This is a genomic window from Rhodococcus sp. 05-339-2 (assembly GCF_002258965.1).
GTDB lineage: Bacteria > Actinomycetota > Actinomycetes > Mycobacteriales > Mycobacteriaceae > Rhodococcoides.
This window is the reverse complement of the sequence record NZ_NOYW01000008.1, coordinates 246,221-260,505: the sequence shown is the minus strand read 5'-3', so window position 1 is coordinate 260,505 and position 14,285 is coordinate 246,221. Positions and strand designations below refer to the sequence as shown.

At 64.5% G+C, this 14,285-nt stretch carries 17 protein-coding genes; 6 read left to right on the top strand and 11 right to left on the bottom strand.

Annotated elements, in window-relative coordinates; translation table 11 throughout:
- Positions 1-36 precede the first annotated feature (36 nt).
- Positions 37-879, top strand: a complete 843-nt coding sequence (locus CH273_RS07510; protein WP_032393849.1) for a class I SAM-dependent methyltransferase — start codon at positions 37-39, stop codon at positions 877-879.
- Between the two features lie 13 nt (positions 880-892).
- The gene (gene purU / locus CH273_RS07505; protein WP_032393848.1) at positions 893-1,777 is read left to right on the top strand and encodes a formyltetrahydrofolate deformylase; all 885 of its coding nucleotides are present in this window, start codon (positions 893-895) and stop codon (positions 1,775-1,777) included.
- Position 1,778: 1 nt separating this feature from the next.
- Here purU and CH273_RS07500 read toward each other — a convergent pair whose 3' ends face one another.
- From CH273_RS07500 to CH273_RS07480, 5 genes are all read right to left on the bottom strand, one after another.
- On the bottom strand, positions 1,779-2,804 hold the full coding sequence (locus tag CH273_RS07500) for an alpha/beta fold hydrolase (RefSeq protein WP_032393847.1): 1,026 nt from the start codon (positions 2,802-2,804) through the stop codon (positions 1,779-1,781).
- A gap of 79 nt (positions 2,805-2,883) precedes the next feature.
- Positions 2,884-3,171 carry a DUF2516 family protein gene (locus tag CH273_RS07495; protein ID WP_371828356.1) on the bottom strand — a complete coding sequence of 96 codons (288 nt, stop codon included), beginning with the start codon at positions 3,169-3,171 and terminating at the stop codon, positions 2,884-2,886.
- 72 nt (positions 3,172-3,243) lie between these two features.
- A complete protein-coding gene (locus CH273_RS07490) occupies positions 3,244-4,032 on the bottom strand; it encodes a hypothetical protein (RefSeq protein WP_032393846.1) in 789 nt (262 codons plus the stop codon).
- Entirely contained in the window at positions 4,025-4,492 is a 468-nt protein-coding gene (locus CH273_RS07485; RefSeq protein ID WP_045198858.1) for a helix-turn-helix domain-containing protein, read from the bottom strand. Before CH273_RS07485 ends, CH273_RS07490 begins: the two co-directional genes overlap by 8 nt.
- Positions 4,493-4,564: 72 nt before the next feature.
- A complete protein-coding gene (locus CH273_RS07480; protein WP_032393845.1) occupies positions 4,565-5,839 on the bottom strand; it encodes a DUF445 domain-containing protein in 1,275 nt (424 codons plus the stop codon).
- A 74-nt stretch (positions 5,840-5,913) separates the two neighbouring features.
- On the opposite strand from CH273_RS07480, the gene CH273_RS07475 reads away from it, so the two are divergent.
- Positions 5,914-6,651, top strand: coding sequence for a TetR/AcrR family transcriptional regulator (locus tag CH273_RS07475; RefSeq protein WP_032394154.1), 738 nt, complete (start codon positions 5,914-5,916; stop codon positions 6,649-6,651).
- Here CH273_RS07475 and CH273_RS27610 read toward each other — a convergent pair.
- Positions 6,648-6,824 (bottom strand): hypothetical protein, encoded by a 177-nt coding sequence (locus CH273_RS27610; RefSeq protein ID WP_155290782.1) that lies wholly within the window; start codon positions 6,822-6,824, stop codon positions 6,648-6,650. The two genes, CH273_RS07475 and CH273_RS27610, sit on opposite strands and share 4 nt — an antisense overlap.
- 62 nt (positions 6,825-6,886) lie before the next feature.
- Between CH273_RS27610 and CH273_RS07470 the strand changes: the two genes are divergently transcribed.
- A complete protein-coding gene (locus tag CH273_RS07470) occupies positions 6,887-7,432 on the top strand; it encodes a type 1 glutamine amidotransferase domain-containing protein (RefSeq protein ID WP_032393844.1) in 546 nt (181 codons plus the stop codon).
- A 16-nt stretch (positions 7,433-7,448) separates the two neighbouring features.
- A complete protein-coding gene (locus tag CH273_RS07465) occupies positions 7,449-8,432 on the top strand; it encodes an iron-siderophore ABC transporter substrate-binding protein (protein WP_032393843.1) in 984 nt (327 codons plus the stop codon).
- Between the two features lie 91 nt (positions 8,433-8,523).
- On the opposite strand, the gene CH273_RS07460 is transcribed toward CH273_RS07465, so the two are convergent.
- Positions 8,524-8,985 (bottom strand): PPOX class F420-dependent oxidoreductase, encoded by a 462-nt coding sequence (locus CH273_RS07460; protein WP_032394153.1) that lies wholly within the window; start codon positions 8,983-8,985, stop codon positions 8,524-8,526.
- Between the two features lie 33 nt (positions 8,986-9,018).
- Here CH273_RS07460 and CH273_RS07455 point away from each other — a divergent pair, with 33 nt between their 5' ends.
- On the top strand, positions 9,019-9,876 hold the full coding sequence (locus tag CH273_RS07455) for a polyphosphate kinase 2 family protein (RefSeq protein WP_032393842.1): 858 nt from the start codon (positions 9,019-9,021) through the stop codon (positions 9,874-9,876).
- Between the two features lie 66 nt (positions 9,877-9,942).
- Here CH273_RS07455 and CH273_RS07450 read toward each other — a convergent pair whose 3' ends face one another.
- The 4 genes from CH273_RS07450 to aceA all read right to left on the bottom strand — a co-directional run bounded on the left by CH273_RS07450 (position 9,943) and on the right by aceA (position 13,775).
- Positions 9,943-10,983: an NAD(P)-dependent alcohol dehydrogenase gene (locus CH273_RS07450; protein ID WP_032393841.1), complete on the bottom strand. Its 1,041-nt coding sequence runs from the start codon at positions 10,981-10,983 to the stop codon at positions 9,943-9,945.
- A gap of 96 nt (positions 10,984-11,079) precedes the next feature.
- Positions 11,080-11,361 (bottom strand): hypothetical protein, encoded by a 282-nt coding sequence (locus CH273_RS07445; protein ID WP_371828351.1) that lies wholly within the window; start codon positions 11,359-11,361, stop codon positions 11,080-11,082.
- 84 nt (positions 11,362-11,445) lie between these two features.
- Positions 11,446-12,321 carry a 3-hydroxybutyryl-CoA dehydrogenase gene (locus CH273_RS07440; RefSeq protein WP_032393839.1) on the bottom strand — a complete coding sequence of 292 codons (876 nt, stop codon included), beginning with the start codon at positions 12,319-12,321 and terminating at the stop codon, positions 11,446-11,448.
- A gap of 164 nt (positions 12,322-12,485) precedes the next feature.
- The gene (gene aceA, locus CH273_RS07435) at positions 12,486-13,775 is read right to left on the bottom strand and encodes an isocitrate lyase (protein ID WP_027498404.1); all 1,290 of its coding nucleotides are present in this window, start codon (positions 13,773-13,775) and stop codon (positions 12,486-12,488) included.
- Between the last annotated feature and the right edge of the window lie 510 nt (positions 13,776-14,285).

Genomic DNA, 14,285 nt, shown 5'->3' with positions numbered 1-14,285 from the left:
CCCTTTCGTAGCCGTGTCGGTCTACGATTTTCGTTCATGACAGCAGCCTCGCTCGCCGCCACCTTCAACGCCACCAGCAGGGAGTTCGACGCGGTGACGCCACAGGTCTGGGGGCCGGCCGGGCAGTCGCTCGCCTTCGCGCTCGGGTTGGCGACCGGGGACACCGTTCTGGACGTGTGCTCCGGCACCGGGGCATCGGCGATTCCCGCGGCGGCCGCCGTCGGCCCGGACGGCCTCGTGCACGCCATCGATCTCGCCGACGACCTGCTCGAGGTCGGGCGGGTGAAAGCCACCGAACGCGCCCTGCGCAACATCGACTTCGTGCTCGCCGACGCCACCGAATGGGAGCCGCCGTCGACGGTTCCCGATGCCGGATACGACGCGTTGGCCTGTTCGTACGGCATCTTCTTTCTGCCCGATCCCGAGGGGGACTTCGCTCGTCTGGTGTCGTTGGTTCGTCCGGGCGGTCGCGTCGGGGTGACGGTGTGGCGCAAGGGTGCGTTCGAGGCGTTCGCGGGCACGTTCTTCGAGGTGATCGGTGCGCATTCGCCGCCGAGCGAACACGACGGGCCACTCGCGCAGGACGGTTACGACAAGCACCCGATCCGGCGGATGGAGACGGCGGATCTTCTGTCGGCATGGCTCGCCGCGGCCGGCACCACCGATGTCGAGGTCGTGGAGCTGTCGAATCACGTTCCCGCGACGGAGTCGTTCGTGTGGGATCTCGTGCTGGGCAGTGCGATGCGGGGAGCGCTGACACCGTTCGACGATGCGACCCGGACGCGGATCCGTGCCGAGTTCTCGGAGCTGCTGACCGAGCGCGGAATCGATTCGATCGATCTGGGGACACTGGTGGCAACCGGGGTGCGGACGCCCTGAGACAATCGGCGGTATGAGTTCTTCCGTATCCGAGGATCGCCGTTACGTTCTGTCGCTCGGTTGCCCCGACAAGACGGGCATCGTCGCCCGCATCTCGACCTTCCTCGCCGAGGTCGGTGGATGGATCGTCGAGGCCGCCTATCACGCCGATCCCGACACCGGTTGGTTCTTCACCCGGCAGGCGGTGCGCGCGTCGTCGGTGGACATGAGCATCGAGGAGCTGAGGACGCGCTTCGCTGTGGTGGCTGCCGAGCTCGGCCCGGAAACCGAATGGACACTTCACGATTCGGGTGAGCCCAAGCGCGTGGTCCTACTCGTCAGCAAGGAGGCGCACTGCTTGCACGACCTCCTCGGGCGCGCTGCGGGCGGCGAACTGCCCGCTCAGATCTCCGCGGTGATCGGCAACCACAAGTCGCTCGAGCCGATCGCCGCGGCGCACGGCACCCCGTTCCATCACGTCGAGTTCGCCAAGGATCCGGCCGAGCGCGGGCCGGCCTTCGAGGAGGTGCGGTCGCTGGTCGATTCCTACGACCCGCACGCGGTTGTGCTGGCACGCTTCATGCAGGTTCTGCCCGAGTCGCTGTGCGCGCACTGGGCGGGCCGAGCGATCAACATCCACCACAGCTTCCTGCCGTCGTTCGTCGGCGCGCGTCCGTACCACCAGGCGTTCGCGCGGGGCGTGAAGCTGATCGGCGCGACATGCCACTACGTGACGGCCGAGCTCGACGCGGGTCCGATCATCGAGCAGGACGTCATCCGCGTCGACCATTCCGACGAGGTGGCCGACATGGTGCGTCAGGGCCGCGACATCGAGAAGCTGGTGCTCTCCCGTGGCCTGCGGTGGCACCTGGAGGATCGTGTCCTGGTGCACGGCCGCAAAACCGTGGTGTTCAGCTAGATCACAAGTTCCGGAGCCGAACCACTTCGGTGTTGAATTCGTCGATTGCCTCGACGGAGCTCATGTGTCCGATGCCGGGGATCACGATCAGTCTGCTCAGGTGGTCGTGATCGTCGAGGGCGCGGGCGAGTTTGCGGGCGTGCACGGGTGGGGTCAGTCGGTCGGCCGATCCGACGAGCACGCTGGTGGGAACGGACATGTTCTCGAGCGCTTCGTGGATGTCGAGGTCGCTGAGTGCGGCACCCCAGATGCCGCGGGTGCGCGGAGCGCATTCGAGCACGATCTTCTCGCAGAACGCCACCTCGGCCGGTGTCGCTCCGGGTGCCATGGAGATGTACTTGATGGCCTGGCGGGTCACCGGCGACGGCCGCAGCGGAAGTGCCGAGCTGAGCACGGCTTTGCCCACGGGGGTCGGGAGGCGCGGGAAGCGCTGCGGCAGTGGGATGACGGTGGTCTCGCGGACGAGTGAGTCGGTCGCGGTGCTGGCGAGCAGCACGGCACTGACCAGGCGATCGACCTGTTCGGGATAGTTTCCGGCCCAGGCCATGATCGACATGCCGCCCATGCTGTGACCCACCAGCACAGCTTTGTTGTCCTCGTCGACGGTGGCGGTGAGAACCGCTGCGAGGTCGTCGGCCAGCACGTCGGGGCTCAGTGGTCGCGTTCCCACGTCGCTGCGGCCGTGGCCGCGCTGGTCGTACGCGATGACGCGGTAGCGGCCGGCGAGGGCGTTGATCTGCGGGTACCAGTAGTCGGCCGAGCAGGTCCAGCCGTGGCTGAAGACGATCGGCGCGGCATCGGAGTCACCGTAGCTACGGACGTGCAGGTGGGCACCGTCGTCGGTGACCACCTCGGTGATGTGCGGCTCGAAGGTGGGGTACTGCAGCAACTCGTCGGGCTGGACGTCGGTCGTCTTGGTGAACGAGTGCAGGCGACGCCGCCGAACGACGAACGTACCGATGCCTGCCGCGACGGCCGCACTGCCGACTCCGAACAGCGCGCGTTCGATTACCTTGCGTGAAACCACTGATTCCCCTCCACCTGTATCCCCCGAGCGGGTGCGGTAGAGGCTACGCCCAGAACCGAACGGGCGTCGACGCGGCTGGTTACCAGCGAGGTCCCCGCTGGATGCTGTCGATCTTGGGCCGTACGTCGACGAGGTACACGCACACGGCAACCACGCCGATGATGCCCAGGAATCCGATCACTCCGGAGACGAGAATGAGGAGCAGGCCGACGAACAGGATGGCCAGCCACGCGTTCTTGGTGAGCTTGTCCACGGCAGGAAAGGCGTCGGCGCGCTGACGCAATGCGTGGAAGATCGCGAATCCTGCACCTACCACTCCGAGGATCTGAAGAAAGGTCAGGATGTAGTAGCTGAAGCTGCCGGCGATGCTCACGCGGTCAGTCTACGAGAAACGACCCCCGCGCCGCTCGGCGCAGGGGTCGTTTTCTTTACGAGTGCTTTAGCGAGTGGTCTTCTTCGCCGGAGCCTTCTTGGCCGGAGCCGGGGTGGACTTCTTGGCTGCCGGTGCCGGTGCGGTCTTCTTGGCCGGTGCCGGAGTCTTCTTGATCGGCGAGTTGGCGTTGCTGCGGGTCTTGGCCTCGACCGTGCCCGCCGCGCCGCTCACCTTGTCGGACGCCTTGATGGCCTTGTCCTTGGCCTCGTCGCCTGCTTCGTCGATGTTCTCGGCGAGCTCGTCGGCTGCCTCGGAGATCTCCTCGGCACCCTCGCGGACCTTGTCCGATGCGAGACCGGCCAGAGCAGCGGCACGCTCACCCACTGCGCGGGTCTGCGAGGCGACGGTTCCGAGGGCCTGCTCGGTGAGGTCGACGACGTCGTTTGCAGCGGCGTTGGCGCGTTCGAGGCGTTCTTCGACGGCGGGCGTGCGGCGGATGCGCTCGACGGTCTCTTCGCCGCGCTCGGCGAGCGAGGTGTAGAGGTCGGATGCCACCTTCAGGTATGCCTCGGCAACCTTGCGCAGCTCTTCGGGGGTGAAGCGCTCACGCAGCTCGGCGATCTCGTCGGGGAGCTCTGCGGGCAGGTTCGCCAGCCGCTCGCGCAGGCTCTCGACGCCCTCGGTGACGTCTTCGGAGATGTCGGCGATGCGGGCGTTGACCTCGCTGGTGCGGCTCTCGGCGCGCGAGCGCACCTGAGCGACGACGTCGGCTACGGCCTGGACGACGGCGTCGCCTGCACCGACGGCTGCGAAGATCGGGGTCTTGACGTTCTCGAAGTTCTTGGAATCAGACATCGGGTGTCTCCTGTTCGTCGGGTTCGGGCTCCTGCGTCGACTCGTTCTCACGACAGAACGAGTCGTAGATCTCGATCAGCACTTGCTTCTGCCGTTCGGTGATGTGCTCATCGCCGAGCAGAGCTTCGCGCACCGGACCGTGGGGACGCGCTTCCAAGATCCCGGCCCGGACGTACAGCACCTCGGAGGAGACGCGCAGACCCTTGGCTATCTGCGCTAGCACTTCTGCGGACGGGTTGCGCAGTCCGCGTTCGATCTGGCTCAGGTAGGGGTTGCTCACTCCGGCCCGGCTGGCGAGTTGCCGCATGGATACCTGCGCGGCTTCTCGTTGGGACCGGATGTAGCTGCCGATGTCCTGGGCCGCAGTGGTGACCACTGCAGCGACCAGATCCCCCGCCTCGGCGACGACCTGCGTCGCCTCGGTCGCTTTGGCGACCAGATCCCCCTCGTTCTCGGCCATATCGGCCTCCTGTTTCGGTGTCCTACTGGACGGTACCGAAGGGTGCTAACTATTGCAAGCACTCTGCTAGCACTAGTGCCCGAAGATCAGATCCGAGATCGTGTAGATGGCGAGACCGGCGATGGAACCGACGACGGTTCCGTTGATGCGAATGAACTGGAGATCGCGTCCGACCTGCAGTTCGATCTTCTTGCTCGCCTCCTCGGCATCCCACCGCGCGACGGTGTCCCCGATGATCGTGGTGATCTCGTCCGCATAGTTCGCGGCGATGTAACTCGCCCCACCGAGGAGCCAGCCGTCGACCTTGCCGCGCAATTCCTCATCGTCGCGCAAGCGCACCCCGAGGTTGGCGGTGTTCTCCTTGATCTTGGTGCGCAGCGTGCTCGTCGGATCGTCCACCGACTCGGTGATCAGCCGCTTGGCCACCTTCCACGTCGCCGCGGCGAGGCCGGTGATCTCCTCGCGCCCCATGATCTGCGCCTTGAGCTTCTCGGCCTTCTCGATGGTGACCGGGTCATGCTGCAGGTCGTTGGCGTAATCGACGAGGAACTTGTTGGCGGCCAGGCGTACGTCGTGTTCGGGGTTGGAGCGGATCTTCCAGGTGAACTCGACGAGCTCCTTGTAGACCTTCTCGCCCAACAGGGTGTCGACGAACTTCGGCGACCAGTTCGGGGAGTCCCGCGCGACGACGCGATCGATCATCTCCTGGCTGCCGAGCGCCCACTGGTGAGCGCGCTCGGCGAGCATGTCGATCAACGGCAGCTGGCGATTCTCGCGGAGCAGTTCGTCGAGGATGCGGCCGATCGGCGGTCCCCACTGCGGGTCGGCGAGTCGACGCACGATGGTGCTGTCGATGACGGCGGTGATGTCTTCGTCGTTGAGGACGTCGACGACGCCGTGCAACACGGTCGCCGCCTCGGCCGCGACCCGTTCGGCGTTGTCCGGCTGAGCGAGCCAGGTACCCAACCGCAGGGGAACCTGCGCGGACGCGACCTTCTCCGACACGACCTCGGGCGCGAGGAAGTTGCTGCCGACGAACGAACTCAGGCTCGCGCCCAGCTGGTCCTTCTTCTTCTTGATCAAGGCCGTGTGCGGAATCGGGATGCCGAGCGGGTGCTTGAACAGGGCCGTCACCGCGAACCAGTCCGCGAGTGCGCCCACCATTCCCGCTTCCGATGCCGCGCGCACGTAGCCCACCCAGGCACCTGCGCCCGTCGACTCCTGCCAGCGGCAGAAGATGTAGACGATAGATGCGAAGACGAGAAAGCCCGTCGCGACCGTCTTCATCTTGCGGAGGTCGCGGCGTTTGGTGTCGTCGTCGAAGTTCATCAGCTGCACAACCGACATTGTGCCCAGAAATACCTCGGACCAACCGGACGCACCCTGCGACGGTGTCCGAGCAGGCGCATAGGGTGGTGGTCGTGGCAAGAAATACGACGGAGGCAAAGCTGGACGAGTCCGAGCCGAGCGAGGACAAGCCCAAGGCCGAGAAGCCGGACGGCCGCAAACGTCGGTGGCGTGAGCACAAGATCGCGCGACGCGAGGAGTTGGTCGACGGCACGCTGGCTGCGATCCGGTTGCGAGGCCGCGAGATCGGAATGGACGAGATCGCGTCGGAGATCGGTATCTCCAAGACGGTGCTCTACCGCTACTTCACCGACAAGAACGACCTGACGAGCGCGACAATGTCGCGGTACGTCGAGACGACCCTCGCCCCTCGCATCTATGCGGCCATCTCGCACGAGCTCGACGAGTACGAGCTCACCCGCGTGGTCGTGACCGCCTATGTCGAGACGGTGGCCACCGATCCCGAGGTGTACCTGTACGTCATGGCGAACAACGCCGGCAACAATCGCGACGTCGTCGCCGAGTCCGAGCGCATGATCGCCGAGTTGCTCTCCACCGTGTTGGGTGAGCGCCTACGGCAACGCGAGATGGACTCGGGCGGTTCGGTTCCGTGGGCCTTCGCGATCGTCGGCGCGGTTCAGTTGGCCACGCACTGGTGGATCTCCAACAAGTCCATGTCCGCGGACGATCTGATCGACTATCTCTGCATGATGATGTGGGGCGGCATCCACGGAGTCGCCATGGCCGACGGCTCCCCCGCGAAATTCAAGTCGCAGCCGCACCCTCTCGTCGTCGAACCCGGCACGACCTAGCGCTCGTCGTACCCGTCGTCGTCGAGCGGGACCTCGGCTCGTTGATCCAACACGTCCCGGACGTCGGCCTCGACGGGCAGATCACTCGTACTCGGCTCGCCGGACTCGTCGACGATCGGCAGACTCTGCTCGACCCGATCCTCGGTGGGCGTTTCGATGGGTGATTCGCTCATGTCTCCATTCGTACCATCACTCGTCAGTTTGAGATCCGGTCCGGTCGGACATTCGAACAGGTATGACTACCGATACATTGACCGGACGCCGCATCGCCATCCTCGCTACAGACGGCGTCGAGCAGGTCGAACTGGTTCAGCCTCGTGAAGCCGTCGAAAATGCCGGAGCCACGGTCACATTGGTGGCACTCGACCATGGTGACATCCAAGCGATGGAGAGCGACGTCAATGCCGCCGACACCTTCACGGTCGACCGCGTCGTCGCCGATGTCTCCGCGGACGACTTCGATGCGCTGATCCTGCCCGGCGGCACCACCAACCCCGACCAACTTCGCGTCGACGCGGACGCGGTGGCGTTCGTGCGCGCATTCGTACAAGCCCGCAAACCGGTCGGCGTCATCTGCCACGGTGCCTGGACTCTCGTCGAGGCGGACGTCGTGAAGGGCCGGACGTTGACGTCCTACCCGAGCATCCGAACCGACATTCGCAACGCGGGAGGAACCGTCGTCGACGAGGAAGTGGTCGTCGACGGCAACCTGGTGTCGAGCCGCAATCCGGACGACCTGCCGGCCTTCTGCGCGAAGATCGTGGAGCATTTCAGCGCTTGATAGGTTAGCGTGCCCTATGCACATTTCTCGTTCGTTGGCTCTGCCTGCGGCAGCCCTCGCCCTCGCCTTCACTCTGACCGCATGCAGCTCCGACAACGGCGACACCACCGACTCCTCGGAGGCCGGTGGTGTCGTCGTCACCGACATGTTCGGCGACGTCGAGGTCCCGGCGAATCCGCAGCGCGTGGTTGCACTCGGCTGGTCGGACGCCGAGACCGCACTGGCGCTCGGCGTCCAACCCATCGGAGCGAGTGACTGGCTCGGAGTCGGCGGAAACGGCCTCGGCCCGTGGGTCGACGAAACCTACGACACCGACCCCACGATCGTCGGCACCTTCGACGTCGACATGGAGTCGATCGCGGCGCTGGCACCGGATCTGATCCTGTGGACTCGCAGCACCAACGACAAAGCCGTCTACGACGACCTGTCCGAGATCGCCCCGACTGTCGCCGCGCCGCCGGGAACCGACGTCGCCTACGGCACCACGTGGGACGGCCAGACCGAGATCGTTGCCCAAGCGCTCGGAAAGGTCGACGAGGGCAAGAAGCTCGTCGACGACACCCAGGCACTGGTCGACGACACCATCGCCGCCAACCCCGAATTCGCCGGCAAGACCGTCGCCGTCGGCACGCTCTACAGCGGACAGGTCGGTGCCTACGTCCGCGGCGACACCCGCGTCGACTTCCTCGAGTCGTTGGGCATGGAGAACACCCCGGCCGTCCAGAACCTCGCGCAGCCGGGAGCATTCAGCATCGAACTGTCCGAGGAGAACATCTCCGCACTCGATGCCGACCTCACCGTCATGTTCCCCATCGGCACCGGACCCGAGGTGATCACCGACAACCCGTCGATCCAGGGCCTGCCGTCGGCACGCGACGGACGCCTCGTGGTGCTCGGAGATCAGAACCTCTCCAACGCATTCTCGGCAGCCTCGGTCGCAGGCACCCGATACGCACTGGAGAACGCAGTGCCGCTCGTCGCGGCACCACTGAAGGGCTAGATCACACCCTCCCCGGGGGGCTTGTCACACTCTCCCCGGGGGGCTTGTGACTCTCCCCGGCGGGCTTGTCACACTCTTCCCGGGGGGCTTGTCACACTCTCCCTGGAGGGAAGCCACCCGCGGCGATCGGTCCCCAGGTGTCGATCACGATGCGTATCAACGACTTTCCCTGCTTCACCATCGCCGCGCGGTACTCGTCCCAGTCCGAGTGCTCGCCGGCGATGCTGCGGAAGTACTCCACCAAAGGCTCGACCGCGTCGGGAAGATCGATGATTTCGGCGGTACCGTCGACCTGGACGTAGTCGCCGTTCCAATCGTCACTGTGCACCAACACCGTGACGGCGGAGTTGCGGCGAATGTTGTGCACCTTCGCACGCTCGGGGTACGTGGCGATGACGATGCGGCCTTCCGAGTCGACCCCGGCCGAAACCGGGGAGACCTGCAGGCCGTCGTCGCGCTTGCGGGTGATCAGGGTGTGGTGGTGCCGCGGAGAGACGAATTCGAGCAATTCCTCACGCGACACGGTCTCGGCTTTTGCGATGGTAGGGGCCATGATCCCCATGGTAGAGAAGTAGTCTCATCGGTCATGGCCGACAACTCGAAATTGTGGACGCTCTCTCCCGTCGAGGTGCTGCGTGCCGGCGCGTCTTCACGCGTGGAGGACATCGATTTCACCGCAACTCCGGGATTCGACGGCAAGAAGGCCCACGGCAACGACGTCCTCGAACAGCGGGGTGCGGTACTGGCCGCGCTGCAGGAGAAGCTCTACGCCCACGGGCGCGCGGGTGGAACCAGGTCGGTTCTGCTGGTACTCCAGGGCATGGACACCGCAGGCAAGGGCGGAATGGTCAAGCACGTCATCGGCATGGTCGATCCGCAGGGCGTGGACCTGGCGTCGTTCGGGGTGCCGACTCAGGAAGAGAAACAACACCACTACCTGTGGCGAATCCGCAAAGCACTTCCGCGGGCCGGCCGCATCGGGGTGTTCGATCGCTCCCACTACGAGGACGTCCTCGTCGTCGCGGTCCACGACCTGGTGCCACGGCAGGTGTGGGAGAAGCGATTCGACGAGATCAACGCCTTCGAGAAGGAATTGACCGAAGAGGGAACCGTCGTGGTGAAGGTCGCGTTGTTCGTCTCTGCGGACGAGCAGAAGAAGCGGTTGCAGGAGCGGCTCGATCGGCCCGACAAGCATTGGAAGTACAACCCGGGCGACGTCACCGAGCGCGGCTTCCTACCGCAGTACCGGGCGGCGTATCAGCGGGTGCTGGATCGGACCGACGTCGATCATGCACCGTGGTACGTCGTCCCGGCCGATCGGAAGTGGTACAGCCGCCTGGCTGTCACGGAGATCCTGATCGACACGTTGGAGAAACTCGATCTCGATTGGCCCGCAGCCGATTTCGACGTCGAACACGAGAAGAAGCGTCTCGCCGAGAGCTGAACGAGAAGGGCCCGCGACACTGCGTCGCGGGCCCTTCTCTCATGCTGGGTACAGCTGGGTGAAGATTTACAGAGTGGCTGCGTCGATCACGAAGCGGTAGCGCACGTCGGACTTGACGACGCGGTCGTATGCCTCGTTGATCTTCTCGGCCGGGATGACCTCGATCTCGGCACCGATGTGGTGCTCGGCGCAGAAGTCGAGCATTTCCTGGGTCTCGGCGATGCCACCGACCATCGAACCGGCGAAGGAGCGACGGTTGGCCAGCAGGTTGAACGCGGGCACCTCGAGGGGCTTCTCGGGAACACCGAGCTCGACGAGGGTGCCGTTGCGGGCGAGCAGTCCGAGGTACTTGCCCATCGGCAGGTTCGCGGAGACCGTGTTGAGGATCAGGTCGAACTTGCCCTGCAGATCCTTGAGGGCGGTGGTGTCCTTGGTGGCGTAGTACTCGTCGGCACCGTAGGCCTTGCCGTCGGCTTCTTTGGCGTCGGTCTGGCTCAGCACGGTGACGTGTGCTCCGAGTGCGTGCGCGATCTTGACGCCGATGTGGCCGAGGCCGCCCATGCCGATGATGGCGACCTTCTTGCCCGGTCCTGCGCCCCAGTGCTTGAGCGGCGAGTACAGGGTGATGCCTGCGCACAGCAGGGGTGCGGCGACGTCGAGCTCGACGCCCTCCGGGATACCGAGAACGAACTTCTCCGTCACGACGATCTGGGTGGAGTAGCCGCCGTGGGTGAACTCGCCCTCGTAGGTCTTCGAGTTGTACGTCTGGACGACGCCCTTGGTGCAGTACTGCTCGTCGCCGTCCTTGCACGCCTCGCACTCGCCACAGGAGTCCACGAAGCAGCCGACGCCGACGCGGTCGCCCACCTTGCGGCTGGTCACCTCGGAGCCGACCTCGGCTACGATGCCTGCGATCTCGTGACCGGGAACGACGGGGTACGTGGTGCCACCCCACTCGTTACGGGCGGTGTGGATATCGGAGTGACAGATGCCGGCGAACTTGACGTCGATGAGGATGTCATGGGGTCCGACAGCGCGTCGCTCGATCGTCGCCTTCTCGAGCGGGGCGTCAGGAGCGGTGGCCTGGTAAGCGGTAGCTGAAGTCATAAGTACATTGCTACCTACGCATCGGTGCAAGCGCAAGGCAGCTACCGCCTCGACCAGGCTATTCCTACTCTAAACGAGTCGTTCGCAACAGTAACGTCAGCTGTTCTTGGCGATGTTGCCGCCGAGCCACAGAACGTATGCTCCCAGACCGATCAGTCCGATCTTGCGAGTCTTGGGGTATGCGATCGCGGCACCGACCGCCAGTTCGGTGGCTCCGTTGCGACTGATCCAGGTCCGAGTGTCCTTGGGGAACGGAAGCTTGGTGATTCCTTCGAACGCCTCGGGCACCACGAAGTGGGCGGCGCCGGTGGCCGCCAACCCGATCCCGAATGCCTTGGGAACCACACTGTTCGACTTCGTGGACTTGCTCACTGACATGCTCCTGTGATCGAAGTGACTGCATTCGCAGACCGACAATAGCGGTCCGGTGACCGTCGCGGGGCAACCCGCCCGCGGCGGTGTCTACTTTGCGATTCGGCCGTTCTCGTAGCGGTAGAAACCGGCTCCGGCCTTCTTGCCCATGTGCCCCGATTCGACCATTCGCAGCAGCAGCGGCGGTGCCAGGAAGAGAGGTTCCTCGAACTCCGAGTACATGGAATCGGCAATGGCTTTGACCGTGTCGAGGCCGATCAGATCGGCGAGTGCGAGCGGCCCCATGGGGTGCGCCAGACCCAGCACTGTCGCCTTGTCGACGTCCTCCTTGGTGGCGAATCCGGATTCGACCATGCGAATCGCGGAGAGCAGATACGGCACGAGCAACGCGTTGACGACGAAGCCCGAGCGATCTGCCGAGCGCACGACCTGTTTGCCGAGAACATCGCCCGCGAAGCGCTCGGCGCGGTCTGCCACTGCCGGTGACGTCAGGTCGGTGGTGACGAGCTCGACGAGTGGCAGTACCGGGACCGGGTTGAAGAAGTGCAGACCCACGACTCGGCCGGGTGCCGTCGTGGCGGCTCCCAGGCTCACGATGGGAATGGAGGACGTGTTGGAGGCGATGACGGCGTTTGGGTCGGTCACCACCGAGTCGAGTTCGGCGAAGATGTCGGTCTTGATCTTCTCGTCTTCGAGCACTGCTTCGACGACCAGTTGACGATCACCGAAGTCGGCGAGGTCGGCGGTGAATCGCAGCCTGCATGCCGCTTGCTCACGCTCACGTTCGGTGATCTTGCCGCTGCTGACGCCGCGGTCCAGCGATTGCAGGATGCGGCTGCGACCGGCCGTCGCCAGTTCGCGGGTCTGTTCGTGGACCAACACGTCGACGTGCGCACGGGCGCAGACCTCCGCGATTCCTGCACCCATCTGCCCCGCTCCGACGATCCCCACCCTCTCGACCGTCACAGGAGGCTCCTAGTCATTGATGTTGCGGCACAACAGGTTGAAGTGAGATGCGGGTAACTCTTACCGGGTACGCCCAAAACCTTCGTCGTACAGAACAGGCGGCCCGCAACGAATGTTGCGGACCGCCTGACTAGTGCGCTGAAAATCCGGAGAGGCGGAACTGCTTAGTGGAACTGGCCTTCTTCGGTGGAGCCCTTCAGTGCTGCCGTCGAGGTGTTGGGGTCGACGGTGGTGGCGATGCGGTCGAAGTAGCCTGCACCGACCTCACGCTGGTGCTTGATGGCGGTGAAGCCGCGCTCTTCGGCAGCCTTGAACTCGCGCTCCTGCAGGTCGACGAACGCGGTCATGCCTTCGCGGGCGTAGCCGTGTGCCAGGTCGAACATGCCGTAGTTGAGCGAGTGGAAGCCTGCGAGGGTGATGAACTGGAACTTGAAGCCCATGGCACCGAGTTCCTTCTGGAACTTGGCGATGGTCGCGTCGTCCAGGTGCGCCTTCCAGTTGAACGAAGGCGAGCAGTTGTAGGCGAGCAGCTGGTCCGGGAACTCGCTGCGAACCGACTCGGAGAACTTCTTGGCGACCTCGAGATCCGGCACGCCGGTCTCCATCCAGATGAGGTCGGCGTACGGGGCGTAGGCCTTCGCACGGGCGATGCAGGGCTCGATGCCGTTCTTGACGCCGAAGAATCCTTCTGCGGTGCGGGTTCCGTCGAGGAATTCACGGTCACGCTCGTCGACGTCGGAGGTGATCAGCGTGGCTGCCTCGGCGTCGGTGCGGGCGATGATCACCGACGGGACGTCGGCGACGTCGGACGCGAGGCGTGCCGAGGTCAGGGTGCGGATGTGCTGCTGGGTGGGGATGAGCACCTTGCCGCCGAGGTGGCCGCACTTCTTCTCCGATGCGAGCTGGTCCTCCCAGTGCACGCCTGCGGCGCCGGCCACGATCATGGCCTTCTGCAGCTCGTAGGCGTTCAGTGCGCCACCGAAGCCGGCTTCGGCGTCGGCGACGATCGGTGCGACCCAGTTCTTGACGGAGGTATCGCCCTCGATCTTGGCGATCTCGTCGGCGCGCAGGAGTGCGTTGTTGATGCGACGGACGACGGACGGCACCGAGTTGGCCGGGTAGAGGCTCTGGTCCGGGTAGGTGTGACCCGAGAGGTTGGCGTCGCCTGCGACCTGCCAGCCGGAGAGGTAGATCGCCTGGAGGCCGGCGCGAATCTGCTGCACGGCCTGGTTGCCGGTGAGGGCACCGAGCGAGTTGATGTAGTCCTCGTTGTTGACGAGGTCCCACAGGATCTCGCTGCCGCGGCGAGCGAGGGTCGCTTCTTCGACGACGGTGCCCTGGAGGTCGGAGACCTGCTGTGCGGTGAAGTTACGGGTGACGCCCTTCCAGCGGGGGTTGGTGTCCCAATCCTGCTGGATCTCGGCGGTGGTCTTCGGGGTGCCGGTGGTCGACATCTTCAGCTCCAGTCTCTTCTGCTTCTCGGCCTGCCTCGAGACGAATCTTCACATCGTTGCCAGGCCCTTCTGGTGTACTCCAGAACAATGGCACACCCGAAAACATGCGTCTACCAGTTGTTAGTGCCAATCTTGGCTAGCTTTACGGGCGTCGTTGCTAATGTTGCAAATTTTTGGTCGACACAAACCTCTCCGATCGGACAGCGTGGTTACTCGCCAGTAGCGATGAATCCCCAGTTGATGAACGGAATGAACAAAATTCTTTACCGGACGCTTGTACGGTTTGACGAGGGCGTCTGAATCGAGTCAGAAACCGAGCATTATGTGATCGACATCACAACTACCCCATCCCACAATGTGAGCATGGCACGGGTTGCTCCCCTCGACACCACTTTCCGCGGGGATCCCCCGACCGACGCCACCGAGTGGAGCAGAAGTTGCACTCATCCACAGGCTGGCACCTGTCCACAGGGCTTTCGATTTCCCCAGGTCGAGCATCGAAGACCATCC